The organism is Mesorhizobium sp. M2A.F.Ca.ET.037.01.1.1, from assembly GCF_003998075.1.
In the GTDB taxonomy this organism is placed as follows: Bacteria; Pseudomonadota; Alphaproteobacteria; order Rhizobiales; family Rhizobiaceae; genus Mesorhizobium.
The window spans coordinates 1-11,756 of the sequence record NZ_RZSA01000078.1; the positions used below are offsets into that span (position 1 = coordinate 1).

Genomic DNA, 11,756 nt, shown 5'->3' on the forward strand with positions numbered 1-11,756 from the left:
GGTTAGGACTTCGACGTAATCGGAATCAGCCACGAGGAAGTTTGCCGCCGGCCTGACGCTGCCGTGCGGCGCATAGAGCACCGTCCTAGCCACTTGTTCGGCCTCGAGTTCTGTTCCTGACAAATCGTAAGTTCTCGTCCAGATGTTACCGATTCCGGTCGCGCGCGTCGTTCCTTGTATCTCGACAACGTCTGTTTGGCCGGCCTCTGCAAGGGCTGCTCGCATGGCGCCATCGTACCAGCTGTCGATGATGACAGACAGTTGAAGGGTTGCGAGCCAGGCGTGAAGAACGGTCGGCTCGGCGGGGGCTGCGAATATCTCCGCCATCCACGCTTGGAGAGTCCGACGATGTCGGCGCTGCTCGATAAACTGCGCGACCGACCACATATTGGTGCGAATCCTGGAAGGGGCAGGCGCCCGCTTGTTGAGGGCCGCGGCGACATCTTCAGGGGTGCAAGGTACAGGTGATTCCGGTGGGTTAAGCTGCAGAAGACCAGGACCGAGATAGGGGATCACTCGATCGGCCTTGAGAGCGCCGTTCAGCAGGTCAATCAGTTTTTTGGCAAAACTGCCCCGGACGACGACGAGATGGTCCCAGCTCAGCATCGTGTTCATACGCGTTTCCTCTCCGCCACTGAACCCACCGGCATCAGGCCCCGTCGGAAATCTTCATCGCCTCGACGGTGATCGGCAAACGCGTGTCGCGCGGAAGGTCGGGCAGCATGAGCCGCCAACCGTTCCTGAGCGTCACGGTCCCGCCCCATAAGTCAGCGTTCTCAATCTCGGTGATCGGCTCTTCGAGATCCTTCTTGGGGACATAAGCCGACAAGCCAGTAGCGGTCCTGCGAATCATTACTTTCATCCGGCTGTTCCCCCGTTGGAAATGCCTTCAGCTCCGCAGGGAACCTCGACTTTGTCGAGGCTAATGAGTTCGCGCGCTCGCATGCCGACGACCGTGCCACGATCGATCCATTCGACCGCATAGATGAAGAATTGCTGGAGAAAGGTTCCAATGTCGCGCACGTAGCCTTCGTCGCCCTTCCGCACGAGGTTTTCGCCGATCTCCTTGCCGGGATAGGTGCCGTCGTTTTTTATGTGGCGTATCGCACGGACCCGCTCACCCTGCATGAACCGTGGCGGTCTGCCGATTTCGACCTCCTGTTCGCGTCTGGACCACATGCTGTCCATTCCTTTCTCGAGGCTTTTGTTGTGGTCGCGGGTTGCAGGCGTCGTCGTGCGGCGAACCCGACCGTTTCGGTAGGAATCAAGCGGGAACGCAGGTTTTCGGTACCGGACAGACCGACACGCATTGCTGCGTATCGAAGGCCTCCTTGCATTCGGTGCACTTGTTTGGATCGATCACATAGGCGTCGCCCTTGAACTTGATCGCTTCCGAAGGACATTCGAACTCGCAGGCCCCGCATTGGGTACATTGGGATGCGATGATCTTTAAAGCCATTCTAACTCCTGGTTATCGGACGAGACGGCTCAGGCCGTCGCCGCTAGTGGTCTGATCCCAAACTCTGCCGCGTAAAGTGCGCTGACTGCGGTCTCGATGTAGTCATGGCCATAGGCGTCGGTTACGCGCAGTCCAGCTCGCGAGAGTTGTTCCTTCGGGCGATTTCCGATCTTGGCGCATAGCACTATGTGTATGCCTTCGAGCGCTGCGATGACGCCCTCGAGGATGGCGTCTTCGCCCCCGCCTCCGAGGCAATACCGCTCGACCTTCCGATGCCCGACCAAGCTGATCCCTCTAGGCGAGACTTCATAAACCTGGAATTCCTTCGCGTGGCCGAAGTGTTCGTTGACCCGTCCACCTCCCTTAGTGGCCACCGCAACCAGAAGCGACTTTTCGGAGTCTGTTGCCTTGACCATACCGATGGCCTCGCTCCTCGCCGCCTCATGATCACGGCGCTCGTGTGCGACCACCTGCCGATAGGCCTGACGCTTGCCAGCATCGTAGGCGACATCGTCGGGAATCCCGTCCAGCGTGAATTCCTGGCCACGATCTTCACCGAGCAGGCCGACAGCATCTGCCCGGCACTGCCGGCAGTGGCGCATCAACTTGGCGCCACCTTCAAGTCGATCCTGAAGAGCCATCATCTCCATTGCCGTTGGGCCGCGCTGCCCGATGAGTCCGTAGTGGGTACCGTGCGCCGGGTCCGAAATCAGAGGCATCACGTTGTGCAGAAACGCGCCCCGCTCCCTGACCATTTTGTTCACCTCAAACAGGTGCTGGTCGTTCACTCCAGGAATCATCACCGAGTTGATTTTGGTGAGGATGCCGCGCGCGCTCAGCATCTCCAGGCCCAGCATCTGCCGCGCGTGCAAGATTCGAGCGGCTTCGATGCCGAAGTAGCGGCGATTTTCATAAAAGATCCATGGATAGATCTTCGCGCCGACTTCCGGGTCGACCATGTTGATGGTGACCGTCACGTGATCAACATTCATTTCGGCAAGCTCGGCGACATGGTCCGGCAGCACGAGCCCATTAGTGGAGACGCACAGCTTTATGTCGGGGATTTCCCTGATGACGCGGTCGAGCGTTGCCTTCGTTTTCTCCCAATCGTAACAGGCATCCCCCGGCCCAGCGATGCCAAGAACCGAAAGCTGCGGAACTTTGTTGGCAACGGCGATGACCTTGCGTAGCGCTTGGTCGGGCGTCAACTTCTCAGACACAACACCAGGCCGGCTCTCGTTGGCGCAATCGTATTTGCGATTGCAATAGTTGCACTGGACATTGCAAGCCGGCGCGACCGCCACATGCATACGCGCGAAATAATGATGCGCTTCCTCCGAAAAGCAGGGGTGATCCTTGATCCTTTCCCAAATAGCCGGATCCCCTTCGCCCGGGCTGGTCGGCGACGAGCCGTAGGAGGACGATGCGCAGCCACCGGATTTCGCGGCTGCCAGAAAACCCTCGGATGTCGTGCTAGTCGGCCCCTCAATCGAAACTGTCGGTGAGGACATCAAACGGCTCCGTTGCTGGTAACGTCGCGGTTCAAGGTGCAAGAGCCATACCAACTGAAAAAAGCGGCTTCAGTTCACTATTCGGGTCGATATCGCATTGTGTCAGGCCGGCGCGACACAATTTTGTCCTGCTTGCGACAGTGCAAGTCCAAATCCGTTCAGAAGCACGAAGCACTCCTTGTCGCGCACAGGGCGCGCAAGACCACTGGCCTGACGATTGGCTCATCAGGCTCTTAGAATTTCCTTCACCTCGATACTATGCCGGCGTATCGCCTAGCCGACTTGTCGCAGCTTGAGGCCGAGAATTCGAGCCGCATTAGCCTGAACCCAGCCGGCCTTCTCCATTGTGTCGATCAGCCGTCACGCTCCGTCCGCCGCGGTCTCAGCCCCCGTCCGGCCGTATCGTTAGAATCGCAAGTGGCTATCTCGTGTTCAGGGGGCGCCGATGCGCCGAACCGGCATCGTGCTGGCCCGTGAGAGCTCGTCGATGACATTGCCACGTTCCGAAAGATTGGTTCCTTCCAGAGGAGAACGCCAAGCACGCAGTTCTCCGGCTCGGACGTTGCCGGGGAAATAGCATTGCGAGATCAGCTCAACTGCCGACGGCGCAAAGCCATGGTTCTCCATATTTCAAGGGTAAGCGCTGTGTCCTTCCAGGAGGACCCGCGATCTGTGGGCCTGCCGATTCTGAGGTGGATCGGAGATCGGCTTGTGTCTGAACTTGAACTTACGATTGACCCTGAGCGGCAGCCTCGGCGTTTTCGAGGGTGATCAACGGCGCTGTTGGTCGGCGGCATTGGTCGATGGACGACAAGGCACGGAGTCATTCCGAGACCCTGGAGCCGACGCGGTGATCTCGGAGGTTGCCCGGCGCTACGGGCTGCGGCCGCGGCGGAACGCTCGCAAGCTTGCGACGTCGGCAGGACAGGCCACTCCCGCCTAGTGGTTTCGGTGGCGCCACCGGAACGACCCGTTGGGCCTATCCGTGCACCAGAGCTCAAGGCCACGGCCTGAGAATCGGCCGCCGCTCACCCTACTTGGTTCCTCAGCCGACTGCGCTAAGAAGGAGAGCAACTTCCGTCGGCGCGAGGATCATTGCGTCGTGGCCAGTGGCGAGTTCCTGCCACGCCCAGCCATCCTGCTTCGCGACCCATTCTCGCGCTCCCGCCATCGGCGGGTGGAGTGGATTAGTGCAGACGACATAGGTTCGGGGTCTGCCGTTGCCGAGCGGGTGCTCGAGCTTAAGTCCGCTTTCGTAGGTGCCTGCCGGATGCGGTGTTATCCGGCGCCGCACCCAGTCCGTGAGCGAGTGTCCCTCGGGAATGCCGAATGCTGTTGGCGGCGGAGTCGGCATGAAGATACCCCGTCCTTCCTCCGCAACCAATTTTCGACGGGCCGCGACGATGTCGGGGGGCATGGTGCTGAATACACTTTGACCGCTCTCGACGATGGCGCTGTCGAGATAAACGAGATGGCTGATATGGTCGGGTATCCGGTCGGCGGCGCCGGTGATGCTGATGCCGCCTAGACTGTGACCGACAAGGATCACATCGCTCAGCTCTTCCGTCACAATGTGGTTGACGATGTCGGTCACGAATGTGTCGGGCGTGATGTCCTTGCACAGCAAACGTGCGCGTTCGCCGACACCTGGTCGGCGTGGTCACGTGGCATCCCATCTTGCGAAGATTGGCAGCCACGTCCCGCCAACACCATCCGCCATGCCAGGCACCATGCACTAGCACATACGTCTTTGCCATGGGTTGTGCCGTTCCACTTGCTCACCGGCCGTTGTGGCTGCCATCCGGCACGATGGCCGGGCGTTGTCCCAAAGGGGCTCGACCACGTGACCGGTGGTAAGTCCGGCGCACAGGGCAGCGCCGTGGCCTGAGGACACCGCTAACGAGTCAAGGAAATTTGAATTGCGAAAGGCCAATATTCACTAGCTCTTTGCAAGTGGATGGAGAGGCTCATGGTGTGCCGCAGTTGCTCGCTGCCGGCATGCTCTTGGCACGGTCCCGGCTGATCATCCGAACTTGAACAGGACACCAAAGCCGCCGCGCGGATAGTTCCACTCGATGTCGCCGCCTTTCTCGCACAATATCCGGCAGGTGCCGCATTCCATGCAGCCGTCGGCGGTGATCTCGACTTGACCCTTGTCATTCAACTCATAGCATTTCGCCGGACAGACGTAGGTCAACGCAAGCAAGTTCGCGCTTGGCTTGTCGTGCGGTCGCACTATAATATGGGGGCGGCCGGAATCGACCAGATAGCGGTTCTGGTAAAGTTTGTCCTCGACACGAACCTTCGTCACTGCGATCGTCATCTTGTACCCTCTTCAGCGCCATGCCAATGCCAGGCGGACCGCGTCGCTGACCAACCCCCAGCGCGAGCGCGCGTTGATGAAGGCGGCCGTGGTGTTCTTTTCCTTCTCGATCTTCGGCGTGCCGTCGACACGCATGAAGTTCTGAGCGGCATGCGACATCAGCCGCGGATAGCTGTCAAAAAAGTTGCTGGAATTGGTGTGGAGCAAGGCTGGCATGTCCTTGTATTTCTTAAGATCCTTGATCACAAAGGAGTCATCCAGCATCGTCTTGTAGAGCGCAAGGTTCGCTTTGGTCATAGGACCGTTGCGGCTTTTGACTTTGATGATCGCCTCAGCCGCGACACGACCCGAGGTCATGGCAAGGTTCGAACCCTCACGGTGAATGGCATTGTTCAGTTGCGCTGCGTCGCCGACGATGACCCAACCGTCGCCGAAGAGCTGCGGAATGGCCTTGTAACCACCTTCGGGGATAAGATGGGCGGCATATTCTTTCACCTCCGAGCCAGCGATCAGCGGCCGGATCGAAGGATGGTTTTTCATCGCATCCAGGAGGGCGGACGGGCTCTCCATCGTCGCGGCGAAATCCGAGACCAGGCAGCCGATGCCGAGTGATATCGACTCCTTGTTGGTGTAAAGGAAGCCGAGCCCGGCCATGCTGCGAGAGATCGTGCCCACGGCCTCGATTACGCAGCCTTCATCGCCCTTGACCCCGAACCGCTGGCCAATGACCTCTTCGGGCAAGAAATGCATTTCCTTGACGGCAAGCGCCACGGTCTCCGGCTTCGGCATCTCGCGCAGGCCTGCGCGAGTGCCAAGCAATCCCGACACCCCTTCTGCGAGAACGACCACATTCGCGAAGACCACTCCGCCAGCCCGGTCTGTGCGGACGCCGATCACCTTGCCATTGCCATCACGGACGAGTTCCGTCGCGGTCGTCTCACACAGGACCGTCGCGCCAGCCTCGCGCACCTTGCGGGAAAACCATTTGTCGAACTGGGCGCGAATGATCGTGTAGCGGTTGGGTTTCGCCTCATTGAAGTCGTCCGACCGGTAATGAATTCCGGTGTGAGACGTGTCGTCCAACACCCAAAGTCGCTGTTCGACCAGGTGCCGCTCGAGGGGCGCATCATCCCGGAAGTCCGGGATGATCTTCTCCAGCATGTTCGCGTACATTATGGCACCCTGGACGTTCTTAGAGCCCGGATATTCCCCGCGCTCCAACTGCAGTACCTTCAGCCCCTGGCTTGCCAAAGTGTAAGCAGCTGCGTTTCCAGACATGCCGGCTCCGACCACTATGGCATCGAATTGTTCAATCATGTCCTCTCCCTCAACTCGCAAGCTTGTCTCGACTGTGCGGCGACAGCCGCCGGGTGAAGGCTTCCGTCAGTGCGGGCAGGAAGCGGATTGCATCCGTGACGATCCCGAGGTGGGCGAACTCGAAAATCGGCGCGTTCGGATCGGTGTTGATCGCGACGATGAGATCGGCCCCCTCGACCCCAACTCGGTGCTGGATGGCGCCGGAAATTCCGGCCGCGATGTAAAGCTTCGGTCGAATGGTCTTGCCAGTTTGTCCAATCTGTCGATCAGCCGGCATCCAGCCCTTCTGGACCAAGGGGCGCGAACAGCCATGCTCGGCGCCGATCGCTCGGGCAAGATTCTTCACAAGCTGAAGGTTCTCCGCCGCTCCGAGACCGAGGCCTCCCGCAACCACGACATCCGCATAGGCAAGATTTGCCATTGCCGACTGGTTATCCGGTAGGAAGCCGAGGACTTTGGTGACGATATCGTCCTCAACGAGCGACAGCTTGTGCCGCATGACACGCCCGACCGGCTTATCCACCCGTTGCGGCATAGGCATGACCCTTGGTCGCACCGTCGCCATTTGCGGCCGGTAATTTAGTGTATAGATCGTACACAACAATGAGCCACCAAAAGTCGGACGGGTCGCGGCGAGTGAACCGTCGGAATCTACATCAAGTTCGGTGCAGTCGGCCGTGAGCCCCGTCTGCAGGGTCGTCGCTACCGAGCCTGCAAGATCCCTGCCCAGTGTGGTCGCGCCGAGAAGGAGGATTTCGGGTTTATGGGTATTGACCAGATCCGTGAGCGCCTTGGCGAACGGCTCGTTCCGGTAGTCGGCGAGCGGCGGCGCATCGACGATGTAGACAAGATCCGCCCCGTAAGCGAAGGCCTCGGCAACAGCGTCCTCGACCATCTCGCCCGGCGGTCCCAGCACGACGCCCGCGAGCTGGACTTCAAGCTTGTCGGCCAATTTGCGGCCTTCGCCCAGCAGTTCGAATGATACAGGATGCACATTGCCGCGTTCGAGCTCGAGGAAGACCCACACGTGCCGGTAGTCTTTGAAATGGTCGGGAAGTTCTTTCTTTACACCGGCACGGCCGGGGGCAATGCGAGGGGTGGTTTGGCTTGCGGTCGACATTTTCTGCTCCTGGCCGTCACGTGCCGCTGTTGAAGGCCAGCTCATGTTCCAGCGCCGGCCGGCGGGTTAAGATATCGGCGATGAGTTCATCGGCTATGTCCTGCAAGCCCCTTTCCGCGGTGTCGATCTGCGCCGCCCTTTCTGCCCGTGCGGTGGGGGCGAAAACACGCTTGACGACTGTAGGCGAGCCACGCAGACCGCACCGGGTGAGATCGTCAATGCCGGCGTCGGCTGCAGTCCACTTCACGACTTGCCTGCGCGCCGCGCACAGAGCCTGCTGGAGCGAGCCCCGGCGGATTTCGTTGGTGTCTTCCAGCATGGTAATGAGGCAAGGGAGTCTGCTCTTCAGCAACTGGGTGCCGCCTTCGGCGCGACGCGCGACTTCGATCTCTCGCGTATCGAGATCGATGGAGGCAATCTTCGCGACATAGGTAAGTTGCGATAAATCTAGGCGCTTGGCTATGCCCGGTCCGACCTGGGCGGTATCGCCGTCAATCGTCTGCTTGCCGGTGAAGACGATGTCCGGCCTGCCGAAAGTCTCCCCAATTTTTGCGATTGCTTGCGAAAGAGCAAAGGAAGTCGCCAGCGTATCGGATCCGGCAAAATAGCGGTCCGTCAAGAGAACTGCTCGGTCAGCACCGTAACCGAGCGCCTTTCGCAGCGAGTCCTCCGCCATGGGCGGACCCATTGTGAGCACAGTAACCTCGCCACCATGAACGTCGCGCAGTTTGAGCGCTTCTTCGAGGGCGAACAGGTCGTAAGGATTGATGATGGTCGGAACACCCTGACGCATGATCGTGTTCGTCACCGGGTGCACGCGGATCTGTGCCGAATCCGGCACCTGCTTGATGCAGATTACGATATGCATTGGCGGTTTCTCTAAGCTCCCAGTCCGGATTCGTGCTTGGCGGTTCGCCTCATTGCCTGCATCGTTCATGCCAAGTCGTCTTCCTGCCTCTATTCCAGAAGGTGGCTTCGTTTGCTTCCGAGGAGGCGTCATGAGGACTGGATTTGTCGACTTCTCGACATTGTCGCGTCGCAGCCGTGTCGGGCTCATTACTTTCCGAACCGCTTCAGTGCAGAGTCGAGCGGGACGAAGGCGCGGCCAGGTGCGGGACATATGTTTGGATCGTGGTCCCTTAGCACCTTGAACACACGTTGCGTGAGCGGCGAGGAAGTCGCGAAATCTTCGTAGGCGCGTTCCAGCTTGGCGCGCACCCGCGCGGCGATTACCTGGTTAGGCAGACCGGAGAAATCTTCTTCGGCAAGGTATTGGCCCACGCGCTTCATGATATGGAGCCGCGAGACATTCATCACTTTCGGGTCGTAGGAGACGCCAAGGCAGGCGAAGAAGTCCTCCGCGGCCGACAGGCCCTTCAGTCGCGCTAGGATATCGGTGCGATCGATCGGGCGGCTATCAGCGGAGCAGTTCATTGTATTCTCCCGGCGCGTAATTGTGGTGTCGATGCATTGGTGACATTGCTGACGGCGTGCCGACCTCTGGCACGGCGGCTGGGCAAGAGACTTGGCGATCTCAAGCTTTTCTGAAGTGGTGAAGGCGACCCCGAGTTTGACTGCTCTCCATTGCGCAGGGTCGTCACGTTGAGGAAGACCTCACGGCTCGTCGGCTATTGTGCCGCTCGGACCCGGGCCGGAATGAAGCTGTTCTGCACCTCGCCCGCACAGTCCAGCACTGGGAACGGCCCGTAGCTTCTCGGTGATCGCAGGCAGGACCTCAAGCACGCGGTCTACGTCATCTTCGCCGTTGTCACGCGACAAGGAGAAGCGGACTGCCCCACATGCCGCGTTCATAGCGATCAGAACATGGCTCGGTTCCAGTGAGCCAGAGGCACAGGCGGACCCGGCGGAACAGGCGATTCCCAGCCGGCTCAGGACAATTGGAATTGCATCGCCTTCGATACCTTCGAATCCAATGTTTGCAGTGTTTGGCAATCGCTCTTGCGGATCGCCGTTGATGGATGTGTTTGGGATGCGCTGGATGATCCCGTTCTCAAGGCGGTCGCGCAACCATTTTATTCGTTTTGTCTCGTCCATGAATTTCAAGGCGAGTTCGGCCGCCATGCCCAGTCCGACTATGCCGGGTGTGTTTTCAGTGCCTGCACGCCGGTCGCGCTCTTGGTGCCCACCCTTGATCATGGAGGAGAAGCGCACGCCACGTCTTACATAAAGCGCGCCTATCCCCTTTGGACCATGCAGCTTGTGGGCGGAGAGCGACAGCATGTCGATCGCGGTCGATTTCAGCTCAATCGGAAGCCTTCCGACCGCCTGCACTGCATCAGTGTGGAAAAGCGCGCCGACTTCCCTGGCTAGATCGGCAAGCTTAACCACGGGAAAGATCGTACCGGTCTCATTGTTCGCCCACATTATCGAGACGATTGCCACTTGTGGAGTGAGAGCGGTTCTGTAGGCGTCCAGGTCGAGCCGGCCGTGGTGATCGACTGGGATAATGTGCACCTTGACGCCGCGCGTCTTTTCAAGGTGCGCGCACAACTTCAGAACGGCCGGATGTTCAACCGCGGAAGTCACTATTTCCGTTCGGTCGGGCATCACCTCCAGCGCCGAAAGGATGGCTGTACTGTCGCTTTCAGTCCCGCCCGAGGTGAAGATGATCTCGTCCTCGAATCCCGCGCCGATGAGGGCTTGCAACTGTTGCCTCGCCTTTCTCACGGCTTCAGCAACCGATGCGCCATAGGCGTGCATGGACGAATGATTGCCAAATTGCTCCGTAAAGAAAGGCAACATCGCTCCAACGACTGCAGGATCAACCCGCGTCGTTGCGTTGTTGTCGAGATAGACAGGGTTCATGGGAGTGATCCTTCAACTGCTGAAATGATTCAAGGGTAGGCGGGCCATTGAACCTCTGGCGCATATCGTATCTGGTAAGGTGGGCGGCCGGGCGAGCGATGGCTTGGCTGACCGGTCGCTGTCGACATTGCCCTTTGGTGGCGGCATCTGCCGGGAATTCAGCTGTTTCGGGCAATTTTGTTTGCTTGCCCACGGCAACGATCGATGATCGCGATTTGGCGCATCACCGAACGCAATTGTTCCGGGCCGACAGTGCGTGTCGGCCGGTTCCAGAGCGCCGGCGGTGCCGGTTCGACGCAGTATTCCTTGGCGTCGCTATAGTCGAACATAGCCTGTTCCCTCGCAATCATTTGCAGGACTTGCCGCAGCCGCACGTCTCACGCGCATTGGGGTTATCGAAAACAAAGCCGGATGTTTCGAGCCCAGTGACGAAGTCCACGGTCATGCCGGCTGCATGGGGTTGGGAGCCTCTATCCATGAACACCTTGAGCCCATCTCGCTCGATGATCGCATCGCCCTCACGTGAGACGCTCTCCAGGCCCATTGAGTATTGGAAGCCGGCGCAGCCGCCGGCATGGACCATGATGCGAAATCCTTCCGCCGGCTCGCTGGCGCGGTAAAGAGCGGCCTTGATGGCGGCAACAGCGTTGTCGGTGAGCGTAATCATGGCTCGATTTCTCCTCGGTCCGACGTTTTCGCGGATCATCTCGCATGGACCGTGCCAAAGGGAAGACGTGTCAAAAACCGTAGGACATCCCGACGTCTCTTATGCTCGATTGCTGGGGAGACGTCCGACAACCGACACTTACTGTCGGATTTGTCGCGTCCGCGTCACAGGAAGGGCGCCTGAGTTCGCGATGCACTCACGCGTAAAGCAATGAACAGAGCCAAAGATGTTCAGAGCTTGCCGCGGAGCAACTGGCACGATTTTTGTGAAGCCTTCGTTGCGGCGGCAAAATTGCCGGCCGATTCACCTTTGGGTTGCCCTCGCAATCGAAGAACGAAGGAGAGCAATATGATCCATCAGACCCGCCTTGAGTGGGAAAGCAGCACCGCCGGTGGTACCCGAATGCTCGATCGGCCGATTGGCGCCGACCACCCAACAATCGCTCTCTACCGGCGATTGGCCGCTGACCGCCCGGAGACAGGATTCGACTGGCATGTGCCTGACGATCGATCGCGTCCGCCGTGCACACCCCT

General features: G+C 59.3%; 16 protein-coding genes. 1 reads left to right on the forward strand and 15 read right to left on the reverse strand.

Translation table 11 applies throughout. The features are described 5' to 3' along the window. From EOA27_RS06485 to EOA27_RS06550, 15 genes are all read right to left on the reverse strand, one after another. Positions 1-615 (reverse strand): SIR2 family protein (locus EOA27_RS06485; protein WP_127255769.1); only part of this gene is annotated, 615 nt, incomplete at its 3' end. 34 nt (positions 616-649) lie between these two features. Further along, the gene (gene nifT / locus EOA27_RS06490; RefSeq protein ID WP_024505230.1) at positions 650-862 is read right to left on the reverse strand and encodes a putative nitrogen fixation protein NifT; all 213 of its coding nucleotides are present in this window, start codon (positions 860-862) and stop codon (positions 650-652) included. Beyond that, positions 859-1,179: a nitrogen fixation protein NifZ gene (locus tag EOA27_RS06495; RefSeq protein WP_024505231.1), complete on the reverse strand. Its 321-nt coding sequence runs from the start codon at positions 1,177-1,179 to the stop codon at positions 859-861. The genes nifT and EOA27_RS06495 overlap by 4 nt, the downstream gene beginning before the upstream one ends. A gap of 85 nt (positions 1,180-1,264) precedes the next feature. After that, positions 1,265-1,459, reverse strand: a complete 195-nt coding sequence (locus EOA27_RS06500) for a 4Fe-4S binding protein (protein WP_024505232.1) — start codon at positions 1,457-1,459, stop codon at positions 1,265-1,267. Positions 1,460-1,488: 29 nt separating this feature from the next. After that, the gene (gene nifB, locus EOA27_RS06505; RefSeq protein ID WP_024505233.1) at positions 1,489-2,970 is read right to left on the reverse strand and encodes a nitrogenase cofactor biosynthesis protein NifB; all 1,482 of its coding nucleotides are present in this window, start codon (positions 2,968-2,970) and stop codon (positions 1,489-1,491) included. A 273-nt stretch (positions 2,971-3,243) separates the two neighbouring features. Next, the gene (locus tag EOA27_RS41460; RefSeq protein WP_245467364.1) at positions 3,244-3,315 is read right to left on the reverse strand and encodes a helix-turn-helix domain-containing protein; all 72 of its coding nucleotides are present in this window, start codon (positions 3,313-3,315) and stop codon (positions 3,244-3,246) included. Between the two features lie 700 nt (positions 3,316-4,015). After that, positions 4,016-4,597, reverse strand: coding sequence for an alpha/beta fold hydrolase (locus EOA27_RS06515; RefSeq protein ID WP_287152319.1), 582 nt, complete (start codon positions 4,595-4,597; stop codon positions 4,016-4,018). Positions 4,598-4,993: 396 nt separating this feature from the next. Then, the gene (locus EOA27_RS06520; protein ID WP_024505235.1) at positions 4,994-5,293 is read right to left on the reverse strand and encodes a ferredoxin family protein; all 300 of its coding nucleotides are present in this window, start codon (positions 5,291-5,293) and stop codon (positions 4,994-4,996) included. A 12-nt stretch (positions 5,294-5,305) separates the two neighbouring features. Next, entirely contained in the window at positions 5,306-6,610 is a 1,305-nt protein-coding gene (locus EOA27_RS06525) for an FAD-binding protein (RefSeq protein ID WP_126080604.1), read from the reverse strand. Positions 6,611-6,620: 10 nt separating this feature from the next. Next, positions 6,621-7,730 carry an electron transfer flavoprotein subunit alpha/FixB family protein gene (locus EOA27_RS06530; protein ID WP_126063815.1) on the reverse strand — a complete coding sequence of 370 codons (1,110 nt, stop codon included), beginning with the start codon at positions 7,728-7,730 and terminating at the stop codon, positions 6,621-6,623. Between the two features lie 16 nt (positions 7,731-7,746). After that, positions 7,747-8,598: an electron transfer flavoprotein subunit beta/FixA family protein gene (locus EOA27_RS06535; protein ID WP_126063816.1), complete on the reverse strand. Its 852-nt coding sequence runs from the start codon at positions 8,596-8,598 to the stop codon at positions 7,747-7,749. A gap of 188 nt (positions 8,599-8,786) precedes the next feature. Further along, complete coding sequence (gene nifW, locus EOA27_RS06540) at positions 8,787-9,164, reverse strand: nitrogenase stabilizing/protective protein NifW (protein ID WP_024505239.1); 378 nt, start codon at positions 9,162-9,164, stop codon at positions 8,787-8,789. 180 nt (positions 9,165-9,344) lie between these two features. Beyond that, positions 9,345-10,556 (reverse strand): cysteine desulfurase NifS, encoded by a 1,212-nt coding sequence (gene nifS, locus EOA27_RS06545; RefSeq protein ID WP_126063817.1) that lies wholly within the window; start codon positions 10,554-10,556, stop codon positions 9,345-9,347. A 158-nt stretch (positions 10,557-10,714) separates the two neighbouring features. Continuing rightward, positions 10,715-10,885 (reverse strand): hypothetical protein, encoded by a 171-nt coding sequence (locus tag EOA27_RS40520; protein WP_165349961.1) that lies wholly within the window; start codon positions 10,883-10,885, stop codon positions 10,715-10,717. Positions 10,886-10,902: 17 nt separating this feature from the next. Next, positions 10,903-11,223: an iron-sulfur cluster assembly accessory protein gene (locus EOA27_RS06550; protein ID WP_029356570.1), complete on the reverse strand. Its 321-nt coding sequence runs from the start codon at positions 11,221-11,223 to the stop codon at positions 10,903-10,905. Between the two features lie 348 nt (positions 11,224-11,571). Here EOA27_RS06550 and EOA27_RS41465 point away from each other — a divergent pair. After that, the coding region (locus EOA27_RS41465; RefSeq protein ID WP_210214141.1) for a hypothetical protein at positions 11,572-11,756 on the forward strand (185 nt) is incomplete at its 3' end.

Coding starts and splice junctions, on each gene's coding strand:
- nifT (WP_024505230.1), bottom strand. CDS start 862: ATGAAAGTAATGATTCGCAGGACCGCTACTGGCTTGTCGGCTTATGTC.
- EOA27_RS06495 (WP_024505231.1), bottom strand. CDS start 1,179: ATGTGGTCCAGACGCGAACAGGAGGTCGAAATCGGCAGACCGCCACGG.
- EOA27_RS06500 (WP_024505232.1), bottom strand. CDS start 1,459: ATGGCTTTAAAGATCATCGCATCCCAATGTACCCAATGCGGGGCCTGC.
- nifB (WP_024505233.1), bottom strand. CDS start 2,970: ATGTCCTCACCGACAGTTTCGATTGAGGGGCCGACTAGCACGACATCC.
- EOA27_RS06520 (WP_024505235.1), bottom strand. CDS start 5,293: ATGACGATCGCAGTGACGAAGGTTCGTGTCGAGGACAAACTTTACCAG.
- EOA27_RS06525 (WP_126080604.1), bottom strand. CDS start 6,610: ATGATTGAACAATTCGATGCCATAGTGGTCGGAGCCGGCATGTCTGGA.
- EOA27_RS06530 (WP_126063815.1), bottom strand. CDS start 7,730: ATGTCGACCGCAAGCCAAACCACCCCTCGCATTGCCCCCGGCCGTGCC.
- EOA27_RS06535 (WP_126063816.1), bottom strand. CDS start 8,598: ATGCATATCGTAATCTGCATCAAGCAGGTGCCGGATTCGGCACAGATC.
- nifW (WP_024505239.1), bottom strand. CDS start 9,164: ATGAACTGCTCCGCTGATAGCCGCCCGATCGATCGCACCGATATCCTA.
- nifS (WP_126063817.1), bottom strand. CDS start 10,556: ATGAACCCTGTCTATCTCGACAACAACGCAACGACGCGGGTTGATCCT.
- EOA27_RS40520 (WP_165349961.1), bottom strand. CDS start 10,885: ATGTTCGACTATAGCGACGCCAAGGAATACTGCGTCGAACCGGCACCG.
- EOA27_RS06550 (WP_029356570.1), bottom strand. CDS start 11,223: ATGATTACGCTCACCGACAACGCTGTTGCCGCCATCAAGGCCGCTCTT.